Below are 19128 nucleotides of genomic sequence, written 5' to 3'. Positions count from 1 at the left end.
TTACCCGTGCCCGTACCCGAGCAAGTGTCGGAGAATTCTTGCGCCGCCCGTTCGGCGAGCCTTAGATTCGGCGCCCGTGAGCTCGCTCCCGCTACGGAAGGCCACTCCCCCGAATGGAAACTCTCCGCTCCCTGGTGGGCGACCCCGCACCGTTCCTGGAGACGGCGTGGCGTCGCCGGGCCTGTCTGCTGCGCCCGCCCGCACCGCTCGCCGCGCCGGTCACCCTGGCGGACGTCGATGACGTCCTGGCCTCGGGCCTGCTGCGCATCCCGTACCTCGAACTCGTCGCCCAGGGCAAGGCACTGGGGCAGGGGGAGTACACCAGCGCCCACCATCTGATCGACCGCAGCTTCCGCGGCTACGCCGACGCCGCAAAGGTGATGCGCCACGTCGATGCCGGCGCCACCTTGGTGATGCGCAACATCGAACACTGGCACTCCGGGGCGGCGGCGCTCGTCGGCCGCCTCGGTGCCGAGCTGAGCCGGGGTGTCGAAGCCTTCCTCTTCGTGACCCCGCCCGGTAGGAAGGGGTTCGGCTCCCACCGGGACGACGCGGACGTCTTCGTTCTCCAACTGCACGGCAGCAAGCGGTGGCAGGTCCACGCGGTCCCCGAGGACGGGTGCTGGCAGACCGGGCCCGAGCCGGAGCCGGGGCCCGTACAGCTGGAGACCACGGTGCACGCGGGCGAGGTGCTCTACGTCCCGCGCGGCGCACCACACTCGGCCGTCGGTCACACCGACGGCCTGTCCTTCCACCTGTCGCTGACCGTCCGGCAGCCCGGCACCGCCGACCTGCGCACAGCCCTCACCCGCCGCTTCGAGGACGGGCTCGACCTGCCTCCGCTCCCGGTGGACCCGGCAGAACTGCGCCGGACCGCAGCGGAGTTGCTCGACCACTACCGGAAGCGGCTGGCCGACCTCACCCCGGAGGAACTGTGCGCCGCCGTGGAGACCGTCTCGTCCTCGAAGACCGGTGCCGCCTCGACCGAGCCACACCGCACCCTGGCGAACCTGGCGGCGGCGCTGGGCGGCTGAGGCCGTGGTGGTGAGCCCCGGGGGACGGGTCCGCAACGCCCGGCCCCGGCCCCGGTCGCTCGCCGTCCCGAACTCCGTCAGCCTGGCGGATCAGTAGGGCATCGCGGGAAAGCCCTGAACGCCCACGCCGGCCACCAGCGCGTCCAGTTCCTCCTCCGAGAGGTCCCGCGCCTCGAACCGGTCAGGGCGGGGCACGAACAGCGTGAGCCGCCCGCTGACGGTCGCCTCCTCCCAGGACCGGATCTGCGCATCCAGTACGTCCGGTGCCGCGGGCCGGTCACGGTCGACGACCACGGTCGTTCCCGCCGGCACCCGGATGCCGTGCTCGGCGAGCAGGACGCACGGATCCTGGACCAGGAGCCGTTCCTGGCCCGGATCGGACCAGACGGCGGCCACCGCCGCGCTGTAGCCGGAGGCGAAAGCGGTGCGTTCGGTGGAGTGCATGGCGCGGTCCTCTGCTCTCGGGTGCGATGGGGGGTGCGTGCTTCTGCCGGGTCGGGACTTCTCGTGTACGCACGCTCATGCCGACTCCCGGCCCTCAGGCGGGCAGGCGCCGAGGGCGAACTCGGCGATGGCCGGCTCGGCCAGCGTGTCCAGGCCGGCCAGTGCGGAGAAGGAGGCGGTGTCCCCCGCGCCGAGGGCACAGGGGGCGAGGCCCATGTCGGTGGCGACCAGGTACATCCAGGCGGTCAGGATCCCGGCGTCCTTGAGCGCCAGGGTGTACGGGATCCCCTCGTACTTGCGCATCAGCGGTCCGAGCCGGGCCGTGATCACGAACAGGACCTGCGGCGGGCCCGGCATGGTGGCCGTCCCCCGGGCGAAGGACAGCATCCGTTCGGTCTCCGGCCCGGGCGCGGCCACCGGCGCGAGCCGGTGGTGCACCGAGTCGTAGTGGTAGAGGCCGCCGGGCAGGCCCGCGCACCGCGAGACCAGCGGGTAGACCTCCAGCTCACCGAGGCCGCCGGCGCCCGGATAGGGCCGGACTCCGGTCGTCTCGCCGTCGCGGTCGCGTAGCTCGAGGCGCTGCACCCGGTGGAGGAACTCGCCGAGCTGGGCCACGGTCACCGGCCTGCTGTCGTCGTGCCCTCGCACGCTGCGGCGCCGCGCCATGACCGTCGCCAACGAATCGGACTCCCGGGTCGCGTACGGGGGTGCGGGCAGGGCGATCGAGGAGCGGCCCTCGGCGGCGGCCGTCCGCCCGAGGTCCGCCGCCGGCAGACCTCGGAAGCGGTCGGTGGCACCGATCGGGGCCGCGTGGCGCTCCGGGCGGGAGCGGTCGTGCAGCCAGAGTTCCTCCGCCGACCAGAGGGCCATCGGTGCCGCACCGGTCTCGGCCTCGGCTTCCTCCGGGGTCAGCAGGAGGCGAACGGAGAGCAACTCGTCCAGCAGGAACCCCGCTGCCGACTCGTCGACCCCCGCTTCCTCTGCTACCTCGCCGAGGCCGATCTCCTCCGCACAGGCGCGGGCCAGGACGGCGGCCAGCCGGAACCGGGGGCAGCTGATCCCGACGGTGCTGAGCGGCGTGTACGCCACCATCCGGCCCTGCTCGGCACGCAGCACCGCGAACCTGGACATCCGGTAGACCGCTCCGGGCCGGTGGCGGCGCTGCGGCGGAACGCTCTGGGCGCCGATGCGGCGGGGCACGACGTCCAGCAGGGCGCGGGCCCCGATGGAGACCCGGCGTTCCAGCCAGGAATGCAGCAGCAGCCGACGCACCAGTAACTGGGTCGACAGCAGTCGCGAGTCGCCCTCCAACCCCGCGACGAGCTGGGCGATCTGAAAGTCGCTCAGCCAGTCCTCCACCATCCGCAGCAGCACCGCGCGGCGCCCTGCCTCCAGCCCGGGCAGACGCAGCCGGTAGCGGGACTGTTCGAGGACGAGCGAGCCGCCCGGCTCCTCGGTCAGCCGAGCGTCGCTGCGGAGCCGGTAGCTCTCGGTCTTCACGGTGCCCGGCAGGGAAGTTGTTCGGTTCACTGGTTCTTCGTGCTTCCGGTACTGGGACGGCCGTACGGCACGTCGGCAGGGCTTGTGGTGATCAAGGACTCGCGGCCGTCGCACCGCAACTCGGCTGGTGGCGGCGCATCCTGACGGATGGCCTGAGATGCGACTGTTTCCATAGAGAGGAACAGGACCGGGCCCACCATCGGCTCACGATTGCACGAAACCCTGCCACCGACCGGACGCTGCGGCCCCGGCCGAGGCCGCGTTCACCCGTTCTCGACCACCAGGTGCTCCTCGACCCAACTGTCGGAATCGCCGGCCTCCATGAGCAACTCGGTGACGAGCTCCCGGCCCCGGTCCTCCGCGGCGGCCCGGAACGTGCTGACCAGCAGCTCCACCAGCCCCTCGGTCAGTCGCGCGGTCCGCGGCCCACCAGCCGGTCCCGGCGCCGCCACGGGTGCCGACGCGCCCCGCTCCTCGGCGGCGCCGACAAGGAGTTCCGCGCTTGACGAGGCGACCAACTCCTCGGCGGCGCCGGCGATCCGGTCCAGCGAGCGGGCCAGGCACCGCAGGGCGGCCGTCGGCGGGACGCCCGTCCGGACGAGCTCCATCGTCGCCCGGTGCACCGCCGGCCGTGCGACGGTCACGGTGCCGTCCGCCTCCCATCCGAGCATGCCGTGCCGGTTCAGGGAGTAGAACACCGCGGGCTGGTCGCGCACCGCGCGGTTGACCGCGGAGGCGAGCCGGGCCTCCTCGTCGTCGCGGTCCCCCACCCCGAGGAAGGCCGCGATTGACACCAGGTTGAAGCCCTGGCGCTGCAGGTGGACGATGTGCCGCAGCCGACGGACGTGGGTCTCGTCGTAGTACCCGACCCGCCCCCGGCGGGCCGGCGGCGGGAGCAGCTTGCGGGACTGGCGGGCCCGGATGTTGCGCGGCGACATCCCGACCAGCCTGGAGATCTCCTCGACCGTGTAGGACGCGTCCGAACGATCCGAGTGGGGCACGGCCTGCGGCGGAGTCGGTTCCATCTGTTACTCCTCGGTGGTGCCATGGCGCGGTGGGGCTGCGTCGAAATCCGCGAAGATCACGCCTCGGTAGTGTGTTTCACGGCCCACGACGCCCCCGGGTTCACCGGCCCCGGCACGGCAGTGAACCCGTGGAGGCAGGCGAGCATCGGCAGCGCAAGGGTTCTGTCCGGCGGATCGTGTGACCTTTCATGCCGGGCTCGTTGTACCCTCCGTAGGGCAGGGCGATCTGACGAATTCCCACGCGGTCTTGGTCGTTGGGTTGATGGGAGCGGTGCAACGCCTACGTCTGCAGCAACAACGACCCGGTCAACCACAGCGACCCCAGCGGCCTGATCCTCGACGACTGCTGGAACAAACTCTGCGGCAGCGACTGCAACTCGAGGGGCGTCCCCCGCAGCGACGACGGCGAACCCGCTGGAAAGCCCACTGACCCCACTGAACTTGAACTCGTGATGTCGGACGGCTCGTGGTGGCGTCGTCAGGGTCCGAGACCGCCGGCTGTTGCCAGCTCGGGTTCAGGACGGTGGCTGTAGCCGGCGCCGCGCCGCGGCGGGATTCACCTCGACGTCATCGCTCCAAGAGCAGACCTCCAGCCATGAGAGGTAGCCGCGGTACGAAAGCGACCCCGACCGACGACGACTGCCCCTGCGGGAAGCGGTGGTGCCCCGCAGTAGCGGTCCGCTGTCGGTTCGCCCCGCACGGCCCTGTCCTGTCCTGTCCCGTCCTGTCCTGTCCTGTCCTGTCCTGTCAGGGGCGCGGTGCGCTCGCTGTCCGGGAGGGCGTGCGCACCTCAGGGTGGCCGGGACGGCCGGCGTGCAGGAGCGCCCGGTGGTCCCGTTCGTTCTGATCGGCGTACGACTCGGCGAACACGGCCAGCGCGCGGTCGAAGGAGGTGCCGCGGCCGAGGTAGGCGGCGATCGCGATCCGGTCACCGGATCTGGCGTGCGCGCGGGCCAGGGTGGCGCCGCACAGCTCGCCGAACGCCCGCATGCCGCGCGGCACCATCTCCTCCGCCACGGCGATGCCCTTCCAGTCGCGCAGCTGGCGGATGTAGAAGTCCCGACGCCGGCCGTCGATGCCCTCCACCCGCTCCCAGCCGAGGAAGATGTCGCTCGCGGCCTGCATCAGCCGCTGGCCGGCGACCACCCGCTCACCCTGGTTCGAGTACCGGCCGGCTCCGACGTGGGCGGCCAGGACGGACTCGTCCGCCTCCTTGGCCTGCAGGAACAGCGGGTCCCGGCAGTCCTTCCCGAGCAGCAGGAAGATCCAGCAGCGGGTGCCGACGCTGCCCACGCCGACCACCTTGCGGGCGACGTCCACCAGCCGGTAGTCCTCCAGCAGGGTGCGCCGGTCGGTGGACAGGGTGCGGGCGTAGCGCTCGACCAGGTCGCGGAACAGGCGTTCCAGCTCTCCGCGGGTGACGACCGGGACCAGGTCGGACAGCGGTACGAGCAGCGGCGGGTCGGCGGCGATCCGGACCCGCCCGTCCACCGTCTCGGTGAGCTTCTCGAAGACCTGCAGGTTGTCCCGGGTACGGGCCTTGGTCAGGGCGTGCGCGAGGTTCTCGCGTCCGCGCCTGTGGATCCGGTCCTCGGCCAGCTCCCGGAGGTGGCCCGCGTCCATCTTGGTGTACCAGACGTCGAGGTTGCTCATGTCCGCGAACCGGGCCATCGCCTCGCGGTACGACCGCACCGTGGCCCGCACGATGTCCGAGCGCTCGGCGTCATCGAAGCCGTTCGCCCGGGCCGCGATGACCAGGCTCGCCGACAGCCGTTTGACGTCCCATTCCCAGGGGCCGGGCAGGGTCTCGTCGAAGTCGTTGATGTCGAACAGCAGCTGCCGTTCCGGGGAGGCCAGCAGCCGGAAGTTCAGCATGTGGGCGTCGCCGCACAGCTGCGCCCTGATCCCCGAGTCCGGCGAGCCGGCCAGGTCGGACGCCATGATCGCGGCGGCGCCCCGGTAGAAGCGGAACGGAGACTCGCTCATCCGGCTGTAGCGGATGGGCACCAGCTCGGGGACCCGGCGGGCCGACTGGGCCGCCAGGATGCCCAGCGGATCCGGCCGGTCCTTCGACGGCTCGTACCCGGCGTGGCTCGACCGGGGTGCGCGACGGCGGGCCGCCTTGCCGCGGACCGCCCGCTCCTCGGGAGTGGCGCGCCGCACCGCGCGCATCGTCGTCGCGGATTCCTGGGACATCGCGGGCCTCCTGACCGGATCCGTCACCGCGGTCCCGGGCTGATCGACGCCCGGACCGGGCTTCCAGGAGAGCGGCCACCTCCCGGCCGCGCCGTGCTCTCACTACCGATCATCGCGGACCGCCCCCGGTCCGGCATCACCTGGCGCACTGCCCGGCCCGCGGCGCCGGGGCTCCGGGGCTCCGGAACTCCGAGGTTTCGGGGCTCCGGGGCTCCGGAACTCCGAGGTTTCGGGGCTCCGGAACTCCGGGGCTTCAGGTGCCCTCGGGGTGGTGCGGTTCGGCTTTGCCGACGGCGGGCGCGGCCGTCGGGTGCTGGAGGGCGCGCAGGATGGCGAGGCCCTGGCTGACGATGCCAGCCGCCATCTGGTTGACTCCGTCGCTGCCGTTGAGGACGGTGAGATCGGCTCCGGACATGCCCCGGGCGGCCGCGTCCGCGAGGGCCGGGAGGTTCTCCACGATCCGGTTGGCGGCGATGAGTTCCTGGTTCCCGCCGCGCAGGGAGTCGGCCCGGGCGGTGTTGGCGTCCGCCTGCGCCTGGGCGAGGGCCCGCTCGCCGTAGGCGTTGCCGTCCGCCTCGAACTTCACCCGGTCACGGGCGGCTTCGGCCAGCGTCCGCTGCCGGTACGCCTCCGCGTCCGCCGGGCGGCGCACCTCCGCCTCCAACTGCTGCGCCGCCAGTGCGGCCCGGCGCTGGGCGAGCGCGGTCTGCTCGTCGATGACGTCGTGGGAGGCCCGGGCCTCGGCGAGCGGGCCGGCCTGGGCGGCGCGGGCCCTGGACTGCTCGGTCTCGGCGAGGAACCCGGCCCGTTTGATCGCGGTGTCACGCTCGTACTCGGCCTTCAGGGCAGCCGCCTGCTGCTCCCGTTCGGTGGCCTCCTGGTCGGCCTTGGCCTGGGCGATCCGGGCCTGGCTGGCGACCGCCGCCACGTGCGGCGCGGCGAGGTTGTCGATGTAGCCGGTCGAGTCCTCGATCTCCTGGATCTGGAGCGCGTCGACCACGATGCCGAGCTTCTCCATCTCGCCGTGGCTGCCCGCCATGACCTCCTGGGCGACCCTGCTGCGTTCCCGGATGATCTGCTCCACGGTCAGTCCGCCGACGATCGACCGCAGGTGGCCGGCGAAGATCCGGCCGACGAGCTCCTCCATCTGGTCCTGTTCGGAGAGGAAGCGGCGGGCGGCGTTGGCGATCGACACGGCGTCGTCGCCGACCTTGAACACGCAGACCGCACGCACGGTGAGCCGGATCCCCTGCTGGGTGACGCAGTCCTCGGCGATCTCCGCCTCCCGCAGGGCCAGGGAGAGCATCCGGGCCTTCTGCTTGACCGGCAGGACCAGGCTCCCGTGGCCGGTGACGATGCGGAACTGGGTTTCCTGCGCCTTGTGCTTGGAGCCGGAGATGAGCATCGCCTCGTTGGGGGCGGGAACGCGCCAAAAAAACATGACCAACCACCTGACTGTCGGGACTGCGGCCCGTGGCTAGGCCGGAAGCAGCTCGACGATCACCGAGCGGGCCGAGATCGCGTCCACCACGACCACCCGGACATCCCGGCCGACCGGCTGCGAGCACCAAGCGGCGAACACCTCCGAACCGCCCCGCAGGGCGACCAGGACCTCGCCCGGACCGCCCAGCGGAATGGGCACCGTCACCTTGCCGACGGCGCCGACCGGGCTCTGCCGGGAGTCGTCGGCCGGGGGCACACGCTCGCGCGCCATCGGCACCTCCGGTCACCAGGCCGCCGCACCCGAGCAGTGGAACCTCCACCTGCGGCCACCGCCCCCGAAGGGCCCGGGTCCCGGGTCCGGTCACGCGCCGAGGACACCTCCGGCATCCGCCGACGGCGGTAATGCCTCGACGTTTCCACGGTACTCCGGCCGCGCGGGCCCGCCAGACGCCGGCGTCAAAGGAACCCCGCTCCTTGGTCGCGGCTGCGCGGTGAGCGTGGTGGGCCGGACACGATCGAGGGGCGGTCTTCCCGGGACCGCCCCTCGATCGTGTCCGCAGGTCGATCGGCCACGCCGCGACGGTGCGGAGCCGCCCCTGGTGCACGGCCACGTCGACCGGGCGGCGCAGCGCGATCAAGGCCTGGTAGAAGAACCGGGCGAAGACGATCGCCGCCTCGTCGGTGACCTTGAACCTGCATGGCCACCACGGCCGGGACGAATCGCAGGAGCGCTCCCGCGACACTGGAGAAGACGTCCTGGTCACCTGCGACACCGGTCTCGCAGCCGTTCAGGACCACCAGTTGCGGACTCGGGCGCGCCTCCTCGACTACTCGTCTCAGGGTCTGGGCGTGGATCGCCGCTGTCTTCACGATAGCCCCAGCTCAGCGGGGTGTCGACGGGCGTTCGCCCGGCTGCGGTACTGCCGCGAGCACCCGCTCACGGCCGACAGCGCGGGCCCGGTCGCGGAGCTTTGACATTCCGCTTACGGTCATACAGTCTTCTCGACATGTCTGACCGTCACCCGATCGAGTGCGCCGCCATCGAGCTGGCGCTGATCGGCGTGGCCTCGCACTGCGTTTCCGACAATCTCTGTCGCTGAATCCGCCTGTCCCGACGCGTTGCGGCGATCGCCGCCTCGGGACGTCGCCCCTTCCGGCGGGCGCGGTGCTGCTCACTCTCCCCAAAGCCTCACTGTCGCCTGCCTTCCTCCGTGCACCATCGGTAGCGAAAGGCCCCATTTCCGATGTCTCGAACCACCTTCACCCCTCGCCGCCTCGCCGCGGCGACCGTCACCGTCGCGCTCGTCGTCGGAGCGGCGGCGTGCGGCCCGAAGGCCGACGGCGGTGGAAGCACCGGCAAGGACGCCGCTCCGCGACAGGGCGGCACCCTCACCGTCCTCAACCAGAACCCGCAGGACCAGTTCGACCCCGCGCGGCTCTACACCTCCGGCGGCGGCAACGTGCCCTCCCTGGTCTTCCGCACCCTCACCACCCGCAACCGGACCGACGGCACCGCCGGCACCAAGGTCGTCCCGGACCTCGCCACCGACACCGGCACCCCCTCGGAGGGCGCGACGGTGTGGACCTACCACCTCAAGGACGGCCTCAAGTTCGAGGACGGCTCGCCGATCACCACCGCCGACATCAAGTACGGCGTCGAAAGGTCATTCGCCCCAGAACTCTCGGGCGGGGCACCGTACTTGAGGGACTGGCTGGTCGGCGCCGCGAACTACCAGGGGCCGTACAAGGACGGGCGCGGCCTGGACGCCATCGAGACGCCGGACGAGAAGACCATCGTCTTCCGGCTGAACAAGCCCGAGGGAGACTTCCCGTACCTGGCCACCCAGACCCAGTTCACGCCCGTCCCGAAGGCCAAGGACACCGGGACGAAGTACCAGGAGCACCCCGTCTCCTCCGGCCCCTACCAGGTCGTCAAGAACGAGAACGACGGCGTGCACCTCGTCCTCGAGCGCAACCCCAACTGGTCCGCGGCGACGGACGACCAGCGCAAGGCGTACCCGGACACCGTCGATGTGCAGTCCGGGCTCGACCCGGCGGTGATCAACCAGCGGCTCACCGCCGGCACCGGCGCCGACGCGGCCGCCGTCACCACCGACACCAACCTCGGCCCCTCCGAACTCGCCCAGGTCAAGGACGACAAGGCCCTCGCCGCCCGCGTCGGCACCGGTCGCTTCGGCTACGTCAACTACCTGGCTTTCAACCCCAAGGTCAAGCCCTTCGACGATCCCAAGGTCCGACAGGCCGTCGCCTACGCGATCAACCGCACCTCGGTCGTCAACGCCGCCGGTGGCTCCTCGCTCGCCGAGGCCGCCACCACCTACCTGCCCGCCCAGGAGACCTTCGGGTACACGCCCTACGACCCGTTCCCGGCCGGCGCCACCGGCAACCCGGAGAAGGCCAGGGAGCTGCTGAAGGAGGCCGGCTACCCGGACGGCCTGACCATCACGCTCTCGCACTCCACCGAGGCGGGCAAGGGTTACGGCCCGAACCTGGCCACCGCCGTCCAAGACGGCCTGAAGGCGGCCGGGATCACCGTCCGGCTCGACGCCCTGGAGGCCACCAGGTACTCCAAGACGATCCACACCGTCAGCACCGAACCCGGCCTCTTCCTCTCCGGCTGGGGCGCCGACTGGCCGTCCGGCGGCCCGTTCCTCGCACCGATCTTCGACGGCCGGCAGATCGTCACCGACGGCTACAACTTCAACTCCGCGCAGCTGGACGACCCGTCGGTGAACGACGAGGTCGACCGGATCAACGAGATCACCGACCACGCCGAGGCCGCCAAGCGCTGGGGCGCCCTGGACAAGCGCATCGGCGATCAGGCCCTCACCGTCCCGCTGTTCCACCCCGTCTACAAGCGGCTGTCCGGCAAGGGCGTCCGCAACATCGTCATCAGCGACTGGACCGGCGTGCTCGACGTGTCCCAGGTCGCGGTCAAGTAGCGAACGGGATCGGAACGGATCGGTCGGACAACCATGGCTCCACAGGAACCCAGAACCGGGGTGGCCCCCGCGGCCTCCCCGGCCGCCGGGGGACGGCAGGTGTGGCGGCGGCTGCTCGCGCGGCGCGCCGTCCTCGCCGCCGGCCTCGTCATCGTCCTGCTCGCCCTGATCGCGGCAGCGGCACCGCTGCTCGGCGCGGTCGAAGGCCAGGACCCCACCAGCTACCACAACGACCTGCTCGACTCGGCAGCCGGCGGGGTACCCACCGGCTCCCTCGGCGGTGTCAGCGCCGAGCACTGGCTCGGCGTCGAACCGGGCACCGGGCGCGACGTGTTCGCCCGGCTGGTCCACGGCGCCCGGATCTCGCTGCTCGTCGCCGTCGGCGCCACCCTCGTCCAGGTCGCGATCGGTGTCCTGCTCGGCCTCGCCGCGGGCCTCGGCAGCCGGCTGCTCGACCAGCTGATCGGCAACACCACCGAGGTGATGCTCGCGCTGCCCTCGCTGGTATTCGCCATCTCGCTGATGGCGGTCGTGCCCTCCGGTTTCCCCCGCCCGCTCCTGCTGACCCTGGTCATCGGACTGCTGGGCTGGGCCGGCACGGCACGGCTGGTCCGGGCCCAGACGCTCGGCCTCAGGCAGCTCGACTACGTGGCCGCCGCCCGGCTCGCCGGTGCCACCCGGTGGCGGATCGCCCGCCGGGAGCTGCTCCCGTCCCTGGCCGCGCCGGTCATCACCTACGCGGCGGTGCTGCTGCCGTCCAACGTGATCGCCGAGGCCGGGCTCTCCTTCCTCGGTGTGGGCGTCAGGCCGCCGACCTCCTCATGGGGCCAGATGCTCTCCGGCGCGACCACCTGGTTCCGCGCGGACCCGATGTACGTCCTGCTCCCGTCCGCGCTGCTGTTCGCCACCGTGCTCGCCTTCACCGTCGTCGGCGACGCCGTCCGCACCGAGCTCGACCCCCGCGCGGCCGCCCGGCTGCGGGTCGGAACGGCGCGCGGCACCGCCGGTCCGACGGCGGACGGGCCCGCCCCGGGCACCGGCACGCCGGGCACCGGCAGCCCCGGCCCGTCGGGCGCCACCGAGGAGGCCACCGCATGACCCGCTTCCTGCTCCGCAAGGCCGTCGGCATGGTCGGCGTCCTGCTCATCCTCTCCGTGATCGTCTACGCGGTGTTCTACATCGCTCCCGGCGACCCCGCCCAGCTGGCCTGCGGCGAGAAGTGCAGCCCCGCCCAGGTCCTTCAGGTGCGCGAACGGCTGGGCCTCGACGCGCCGGTGCACCTGCAGTACGCCCACTTCCTCCAGGGCGTCGTCGCCGGCCGCGACTTCAGCGCCGGGACCGGCCTGCTGCACTGCCCGGCGCCCTGCCTGGGCATCTCCTACCGCAGCGGCGAGCAGGTCACCGGCATGATCACCGCCCGGCTCCCGGTGACGGCCTCGTTGGCGCTCGGCGCGATGGTGCTCTGGCTGGCCCTCGGGGTCGGCACCGGGCTGCTCTCCGCGCTGCGCCGGGGCCGGCTCAGCGAGCGCCTGCTGACCGCGCTGACGCTGGCCGGCAACTCCGTCCCGGTGTTCGTCATCGGCCTGGTGCTGCTCATCGTCCTCTGCGCCCAGCTCCAGTGGCTGCCGTTCCCGAGCTACGTGCCGCTCACCGAGGACCCGCAACAGTGGTTCTGGGGCCTGCTGCTGCCGTGGGTCTCGCTCGCGCTCATCGAGTCCGCCAAGTACGCGCGGCTGACCCGCTCGTCCATGCTGGAGACCCTCGCCGACGACCACATCCGCACCTTCCGGGCGTACGGCGTCAGCGAACGGCGCCTGGTGACCAGGCACGCGCTGCGCGGCGCGCTCACCCCGGTGATCGCGCTCACCGCCATGGACCTCGGGACGATGTTCGGATCCGCCGTGCTGACCGAGTCGCTCTTCGGCCTCCCGGGGCTCGGCAAGCTGCTGGTCACCTCGGTCGGCCTGATCGACCTGCCGACCGTCGTCGGCCTCACCCTCGTCACCGGGTTCTCCGTGGTCCTCGCCAACGTCATCGCGGATGTGCTCTACGCGGTGACCGACCGAAGGGTGGTCCTGACATGAGCGCCGCATCCCTGAACGACGTCGGAGACCTGGCCGACGTCCGGGACCTGGCCGACGTCCGGGACCTGGCCGACGTCCGGGACCTGGTCGACGTCCGGGACCTGGTCGTCGACTTCCCGGTCGGCGACGGCCACGTACGCGCCGTCGACGGCGTGGGCTTCACCCTGCGGGCCGGGCAGGCGCTCGGCATCGTCGGCGAGTCCGGCTCCGGCAAGAGCACCGTCGCCCACGGACTGCTAGGCCTGCACCGCGGGACCGGCGCCCGGATCGGCGGCTCGGTCCGGGTCGCCGGCGTCGACGCCGTCACCGCCGAGGGCGAGGAACTCCGGCGTCTGCGCGGCGGGTTGGCGGCCATGGTGTTCCAGGACCCGCTCTCCGCCCTGGACCCGTACTACGCGGTGGGCGACCAGATCGCGGAAGTCGTGCGGGTACACCGGGCCGTCTCCCGCCGGGGTGCCAGGGCTCGGGCCGTCGAGGTGCTCGACCGCGTCGGCATCGCCGACGCGGCGCGGCGCTCGCGGTCGCGTCCGCACGAGTTCAGCGGCGGCATGCGCCAGCGGGTGCTGATCGCGATGGCCCTGGCCTGCGAGCCGCGGCTGCTGGTCGCCGACGAGCCGACGACCGCGCTGGACGTCACCGTCCAGGCCCAGATCCTCGACCTGCTGCACGAGTTGCGCGCCGAGACCGGGGCCGGGCTGGTCCTGGTCACCCACGACCTGGGCGTGGTCGCCGGGAGCGTCGACCGGGTGCTGGTGATGAAGGACGGCCGGCCGGTGGAACACGGCCCGGTCGCCGAGGTGCTGGGCACTCCGCGCGAGCCGTACACCCGCGCGCTGCTGTCGGCGGTGCCACGGGTCGACGCCCCGGAGGTTCCGGGCGCTCCGGCCGGGCTTGCCGGGCCTGCCAGGACTGGCAGGCCCGGCGGGACTGCCGGGGGCGACGTCCTGCTCGAAGCCACCGAATTGCGCCGGGAGTTCGCCACCCGCGGCGTCACCCGGCGCACCGCCCCCGTGACCGCCGTGGACGGAGTCTCGCTCACCGTGCGGTCCGGAGAGACGCTGGGCATCGTCGGCGAGTCCGGTTCCGGAAAGACCACGCTCGGGCGGATGCTCGTCCGGCTGCTGGAACCCACCGGCGGGCGGCTCCACTACCGCGGCCGGGACATCGGGGTGCTCGGGGAGAAGGACCTGCGCCCGCTCCGACGGGAGCTGCAGATGGTCTTCCAGGACCCGGTGTCCTCGCTCAATCCGCGCCGCACCATCGGGGAGTCCGTTGCCGACCCGCTGCGCGTCGCCGGCGAGAGCGACGAGCGCCGCATCCGCGCCCGGGTCGGCGACCTCCTCGAACGCGTGGGGCTCGACGCCGGCTGGTACCACCGCTATCCGCACGAGTTCTCCGGCGGGCAGCGGCAGCGGGTCGGCATCGCCCGGGCGCTGGCGCCCCGGCCGCGGCTGATCGTCTGCGACGAGCCGGTCTCCGCATTGGACGTCACCACGCAGGCGCAGGTGGTCGAGCTGCTGGGCGAGTTGCAGCGCGACCTCGGTCTCGCGCTGGTCTTCATCGCCCACGACCTCGCCGTGGTCCGCCAGGTCAGCGACCGGGTCGCGGTGATGCGGGCCGGACGGATCGTGGAGCAGGGCGACGCCGACTCGGTGTACGACTCCCCTCGGCACGCCTACACCAAGGGCCTGCTGGCCGCCGTACCGGTGCTGGACCCCGTCGAGGCGACCGCCCGGCGCCACGCCCGGCTGGCGTCCGCCGGGACCTGACCGGCGTGCCGCTGGAGAGGGCTCAGGCGTGCCGGCAGCAGCCGGCGATCACCGCCTCGCGGCCGGGAGGTGAACTCGCACCCGAGCCGGCGCATCACGGAGCTGCCGGTTGGCCGGTCGAGGCCGGACGCCGCCGCCCGGCTGCCCGGTGCGGCGGGGCCTGCCCGGCCCCGCCGCACCGGGGGCCGTCAGCCGACGGTCAGGCGGACAGGCCCGGCCAGCACCGTGTAGCCGTCGTTGGCGAGGTAGTAGGCGTCATACGCGCCGGCGCCGTTCAGCTTGCTGGTGGAGAAGGTGACCGCACCGCTCTGGTTCGGCGTGTAGGCCCAGGTCAGCGAGGACCGGGCGCCCGGGGTGACGCCCGCCGGGTAGACGCCGACCCAGTTCTTCGCCCCGGCCTGCGGGGCGTTCGGCAGGGCGTAGCGGAGGGTGACGTTGCCGCCGTCGGCCACCGCGTTGAGGTCGCCGGTCAGCGTCGGGCCGGTCGCGGTGGACGGCGCGAAGGCGGCGTTCAGCGGCGTCGCGTGGGTGTCGTTGCCGGTCAGGCCCGGCAGGCCGAGCGCCGACTCGATGGTGCGGCCGATGCCGTAGTGGTCGTAGTGCAGCGGGCTGCTGGTTCCGGCCGGGACGGTGCCCTGCGAGCCGACGACGACGGTGGCGAGGTGGTTGTAGGCCTCGTTCTGGCTCTCGTCCCAGGTCAGGAGCAACAGCGAGCGCTGCTGGGTCCACGCCGGGGAGGACAGCACCGGGGCGAGGGTCTGCCGCAGCCAGCCGTCCTGCGTCTTCAGACTGGTGGCGCTGCCGTTCCCGGAGGCCTCGCCGTCGTAGTAGTCGTCGGCGGCGATCCAGGAGAAGTCCGGCGTGGTCGCCGCCGACTTCAGGTCGGTGGTCAGCTGCGAGGTGTCGAAGAGGTGCGCCGCGCAGCGGGCCGGATTGCCGCTGATGTCGGTGTAGTTGATGAACGGCGCGTCGTCGGGCATGTAGGAGCTGTCGTAGGTCTTGGTGGTGTTGCAGGGCGTGCCCATGCCCTGCTCGTAGGCCTTCCAGGTCTTGCCGGCCTCCTCGATGGTGTCGCCGAGGTTGCGCTGGGGGGAGTTGATGTTGGGCCAGTAGGTGGCGCCCTTGGTGTAGGTGTCGCCGCCCGCGACGGCGAGGTAGTTCTCGTCGCTGGGGTGGTAGACGCCGTGGGCGTCGGTGAGGGTGGCGCCCTGGGACATCAGGCCGTGGATGAACGGCGTGTCCGCCGGGTCGTTCATGATCTGGGAGTAGTCGGTGTTCTCCATCATGACGACGAACACGTGGTCGTAGTCCGGCACTTGCGACGCGGGCGGGGTCGGCGGCGCGGGCGGGGAGACCGGGGTGTCGAGGGTGAGCGAGAGGTTGTCCAGGTAGCCGGTCTCGTTCGAGGTGGACAGGAACTGCACCTCGACCTGGATCGACCGGGTCCCGGCCGGAACTGTCCCGGTGGTGCTGCGCGAGAGGAACCGGGTGCTCAGGCCGCGGTCGGTCGCGGAGACGGTCGGCAGCTTGGCAGTGGCACCGAGCGGGCGGCCGTCGCCGTCCTGGAAGTGCAGGCCGACGGCGGCGTAGCCGCTGTGGACGGTCCAACCGCCCAGCCAGCCGGAGAGGTCGAAGTGCACGCCGCCGCCGTCGATCGCGGTGGCCGCCGAGGAGACGTCGACGGTCTGCGCCATCGCGCCGTCGCCGAAGTTGCCCGGTCCGAAGAAGGCCTTGCCGGGCGTCCGGCCGTCGTTCGGCAGGCCGAAGGGGGCCACCGAGTGGCACACGGCGTCGATGCCGCCTGCCTGGACCGTCCAGCCGGGGACGGTGGTGGCGGCGCTCCAGTCGTCGGTGCAGTAGCCGCCGGCCTCCGCGTCGCCGTTGACGATCAGGTTGCCGCTGCTGCCCGCCGCTCCGGCGGTGGCGGGGGCGGCGACGACCAGTGCGCCGACCAGGGGGAGGCTGGCGAGCAGCCCGCCGAGGGGGCTCAAGCGCAGTCGCATGGGGGTACCTCGTCCCGTTGGTGAGGGTGGGTGCCCATGACTGTTCGCCATGAGCGGGACATAAGTACCGGTCGGCGCTGTCCAATGGAAGAACACCGACCGAACGTGACCAGACAACTTTGAGCGTGCGGGGGGCGTGGTCCGGCCCCGGGCGGGGTGCCGCTCGGGGCCGGAGAGGGTGCCGCTCGGGCCCGGCAGACCGCGTCGGATCGGGTCCGGACGGTCAGGGGGCTACGGCAGTGTCCAGCGCTGGTTGGCGCCGCCGTTGCAGTCCCAGATCTCCAGCGGGGTGCCGTCGGCGGTGGCCGCGGCGGGGTCGTCGAGGCAGCGGCCGGACTGGGCGCTCTTCAGGGTGCCGTCCGGCTGGGGCGTCCACTGCTGGTTGGCGCCGCCGGTGCAGTCCCACAGTTCGACCGCGGTGCCGTTGGCGGTGGCGGCGCCGGTGACGTCGAGGCACTTGCCGTTGTGGGTGAGGGTGCCGTTGGAGCGGGTCCACACCTGCTCGGCGGATCCGTCGCAGGCCCAGAGCTGGACGGCGGCGCCGCTGGTGCCGGCGGTGGGGCGGGCGCAGGTGCCGGGCAGTGCGGAGGCGATCGGGCCGGTGTGGGTCGTGGGCGTGCCGGGGGTGAGGGCGAAGTTGTCGAACTGGTCGGTCTGGTAGCCGGTCACGCCGAGGCCGGCCCGCCCGTTGGTGAAGCTCGCGTCGGTCGCGCTGCCGACGGCGGCGCCGTCGATGCTCGCGGTGAGGGTCGCGTCGTCCAGGGTGAGCGCGACGGTGTGCCAGCGGCCGGTGCCGAGGGCGGGGGTGGTGCCGCTCGCGAGCGTGGTGAAGTTCCAGCTGGTGTCGCTCTTGTCGATGGACCAGGCGCCGGTGTCGCTCACCCGCAGGTGGTAGGCGTTCAGGCCGTTGTTGTTGCGGCCCTGCTGGCCGACCCGGCCGAGGAGCTCGACGGTGCCGGACTGCTCGAACATGGTGTCGGCGGTGACGGTGTAGTTGGACCAGCTGCCGTCGCCCATCATCGTGTACGGGGCGTTGTAGCGCTCCTCGGTCCAGCGGATCGGCGAGGTCGGGGCCATCTGGCGCAGACAGGTGCCGGTGCGGCCGCCGCCGCAGGCCACGGTCTGGAAGGCACCGTTCATGTCCGAGAAGTACGTGGGCGAGGTGGTCGTCGCGGGCGTCTCGAAGGTGTCCGCGTAGGGCAGCTTCATCGGCGCGGCGGCCGGCGGGGTGGCGGTGCCCTTGCCCTGGCCGGTGGTGGTGGTCACGGTGTAGACCCGGCCGGGCTGCAGGGTGAGGGTGTAGCTGCCGTGCACCGGGGTGATGTCCTGCTGGTGGACGAACCAGTCCGCGGGGTCGGTCGAGTCGAGGTCGGTGGACCAGACGTGGACCTTGCCGGTGGACAGGCCGCCGGTGACGGTGAAGCTCGCGGTCTGGGCGGCGGCGGCGTCCAGGGTCTCGATGACGGTGCTGTAGTCGGGCTTGTTCGCGCTCTTCAGCGTGACGTAGCTGCCGTTGGCGCGCGCACCGCCGAGGTAGCCGCTCGCGGAGTCGATGTAGCGCCAGCCCGGCTGGGCGAACTGGGTGGTGTGCGCGGTGACCCAGGTCGTCCTGCCGATGCTGTAGTTGCCGGACCAGGGCTGGTCGGCGATCGACATGCCGTCGGTGGAGAAGAACAGGTCGGGGTAGAGCGCGGCGATGACCGGCCAGTTGAGGAACGAGGTCATCTTCCCGTCGAGGTAGCCGCGGTTGATCCCGCGTGCCACCGCCGGGGCGCCGCCGTCGGCGTCCTCGGAGCCGTTCTCGCTCGCCCACAGCGGCTTGCCCAGGGACTGGGCGTTCGCCGTGCTGGGGCAGTCGGTGAAGGAGCTCATGTACCCGCAGGGGTAGTGCACACCGACGATGTCGACGGCGTTCTTGAACGCCGGGTCGGTGGCCATGGCGTCGGCCACGGCCCAGGTGTCGTCGGCGGCGACGACCTTGGTGGCGCCGTAGCCGCGGGCGACGAGCGTGCTCTTGAGGTTCTCGTACCAGGCCTTGTCGAAGCTGCGCTCGTTCCAGCCGCCGAGGTAGGAGACGTTCAGGTGGTGCCGGCCGGCGCAGCCCATCCAGTCCATCAGGTAGTCGATGGAGTCCTGGGACCAGAAGTTGCCGCCGCTACCGGTGTCGCCGACCCAGCCGGGGGCGCCCCAGGACAGGCCGTAGAACTTGATGGCGGGGTTGCGGGCCTTGGCCTGCTCGGCCAGCCACCACTCGTAGCCCTGGTTGCAGTCGACGGTGCCGCGGCTGTGCTCGATGCTCGGCTCGGCGCCGTCGGTGGAGTTGGTGTCGCCGCCGATCTCCAGCTTCAGCACCTGCAGCGAGGCGCCGTAGCCGGGCTTGAACAGGTAGTCGAGCAGCTGGCTGCGCTGGGGCTCCGGATAGTCCACCAGCAGGCGCGAGTTGCCGCCGCCGCCGGAGATCGCACCGACCCCGTCGAAGGTGAGGCCCGGCTTGGTGCCGTCGACGGTGACGGCGGTGGTGGTGGCGGCCTGCGGCGCGGCGGCCCGGGCGGCCGCCGGCGCGGTCAGGCCGCCCAGCGCGCCTGCGAGGACCAGTGCCGCACTCAGCGCCGTGCGCCAGGTCGATGACAGGTGTTGACGGCCCATGGGCGTCTCCTGGGTGTGGGG

General features: G+C 72.2%; 14 protein-coding genes. 6 read left to right on the top strand and 8 right to left on the bottom strand.

Going from position 1 to position 19128, the window contains the following annotated elements:
• Positions 1–113 precede the first annotated feature (113 nt).
• A complete protein-coding gene (locus AB0D10_RS16990) occupies positions 114–1034 on the top strand; it encodes a cupin domain-containing protein (protein WP_360256642.1) in 921 nt (306 codons plus the stop codon).
• Positions 1035–1124: 90 nt separating this feature from the next.
• Here the strand turns inward: AB0D10_RS16990 and AB0D10_RS16985 are convergent, their stop codons facing one another.
• The 6 genes from AB0D10_RS16985 to AB0D10_RS16960 form a co-directional block, all read right to left on the bottom strand.
• Entirely contained in the window at positions 1125–1478 is a 354-nt protein-coding gene (locus AB0D10_RS16985) for a hypothetical protein (protein WP_360256639.1), read from the bottom strand.
• 75 nt (positions 1479–1553) lie between these two features.
• Positions 1554–2978 carry a SagB family peptide dehydrogenase gene (locus tag AB0D10_RS16980; RefSeq protein ID WP_360256637.1) on the bottom strand — a complete coding sequence of 475 codons (1425 nt, stop codon included), beginning with the start codon at positions 2976–2978 and terminating at the stop codon, positions 1554–1556.
• 263 nt (positions 2979–3241) lie between these two features.
• Entirely contained in the window at positions 3242–4003 is a 762-nt protein-coding gene (locus tag AB0D10_RS16975) for a MerR family transcriptional regulator (protein ID WP_360256635.1), read from the bottom strand.
• Between the two features lie 747 nt (positions 4004–4750).
• Positions 4751–6199 carry a DUF2252 domain-containing protein gene (locus AB0D10_RS16970; RefSeq protein WP_360256633.1) on the bottom strand — a complete coding sequence of 483 codons (1449 nt, stop codon included), beginning with the start codon at positions 6197–6199 and terminating at the stop codon, positions 4751–4753.
• A 253-nt stretch (positions 6200–6452) separates the two neighbouring features.
• Positions 6453–7640: an SPFH domain-containing protein gene (locus AB0D10_RS16965; RefSeq protein WP_360256631.1), complete on the bottom strand. Its 1188-nt coding sequence runs from the start codon at positions 7638–7640 to the stop codon at positions 6453–6455.
• Between the two features lie 36 nt (positions 7641–7676).
• The gene (locus tag AB0D10_RS16960; protein ID WP_360256628.1) at positions 7677–7913 is read right to left on the bottom strand and encodes a hypothetical protein; all 237 of its coding nucleotides are present in this window, start codon (positions 7911–7913) and stop codon (positions 7677–7679) included.
• A 736-nt stretch (positions 7914–8649) separates the two neighbouring features.
• On the opposite strand from AB0D10_RS16960, the gene AB0D10_RS16955 reads away from it, so the two are divergent.
• The 5 genes from AB0D10_RS16955 to AB0D10_RS16935 all read left to right on the top strand — a co-directional run bounded on the left by AB0D10_RS16955 (position 8650) and on the right by AB0D10_RS16935 (position 14458).
• A complete protein-coding gene (locus tag AB0D10_RS16955) occupies positions 8650–8742 on the top strand; it encodes an Ms4533A family Cys-rich leader peptide (RefSeq protein WP_360256625.1) in 93 nt (30 codons plus the stop codon).
• A gap of 144 nt (positions 8743–8886) precedes the next feature.
• Positions 8887–10605 (top strand): ABC transporter substrate-binding protein, encoded by a 1719-nt coding sequence (locus AB0D10_RS16950; protein ID WP_360256622.1) that lies wholly within the window; start codon positions 8887–8889, stop codon positions 10603–10605.
• 33 nt (positions 10606–10638) lie between these two features.
• Complete coding sequence (locus AB0D10_RS16945; RefSeq protein WP_360256619.1) at positions 10639–11703, top strand: ABC transporter permease; 1065 nt, start codon at positions 10639–10641, stop codon at positions 11701–11703.
• A complete protein-coding gene (locus AB0D10_RS16940) occupies positions 11700–12689 on the top strand; it encodes an ABC transporter permease (RefSeq protein ID WP_360256616.1) in 990 nt (329 codons plus the stop codon). Before AB0D10_RS16945 ends, AB0D10_RS16940 begins: the two co-directional genes overlap by 4 nt.
• A complete protein-coding gene (locus tag AB0D10_RS16935) occupies positions 12686–14458 on the top strand; it encodes an ABC transporter ATP-binding protein (protein ID WP_360256613.1) in 1773 nt (590 codons plus the stop codon). The genes AB0D10_RS16940 and AB0D10_RS16935 overlap by 4 nt, the downstream gene beginning before the upstream one ends.
• Positions 14459–14646: 188 nt before the next feature.
• Here AB0D10_RS16935 and AB0D10_RS16930 read toward each other — a convergent pair whose 3' ends face one another.
• Together AB0D10_RS16930 and AB0D10_RS16925 are read right to left on the bottom strand one after the other, a co-directional pair.
• Positions 14647–16461 carry an alkaline phosphatase family protein gene (locus AB0D10_RS16930; RefSeq protein ID WP_360256610.1) on the bottom strand — a complete coding sequence of 605 codons (1815 nt, stop codon included), beginning with the start codon at positions 16459–16461 and terminating at the stop codon, positions 14647–14649.
• Between the two features lie 231 nt (positions 16462–16692).
• The gene (locus AB0D10_RS16925; protein ID WP_360256607.1) at positions 16693–19107 is read right to left on the bottom strand and encodes a ricin-type beta-trefoil lectin domain protein; all 2415 of its coding nucleotides are present in this window, start codon (positions 19105–19107) and stop codon (positions 16693–16695) included.
• Positions 19108–19128 lie beyond the last annotated feature (21 nt).

Source organism: Kitasatospora sp. NPDC048545, assembly GCF_040651155.1.
Taxonomy (GTDB): Bacteria; Actinomycetota; Actinomycetes; order Streptomycetales; family Streptomycetaceae; genus Kitasatospora.
Note: the sequence above shows the minus strand (reverse complement) of the source record. Positions and strands in the feature narration are given on the sequence as shown.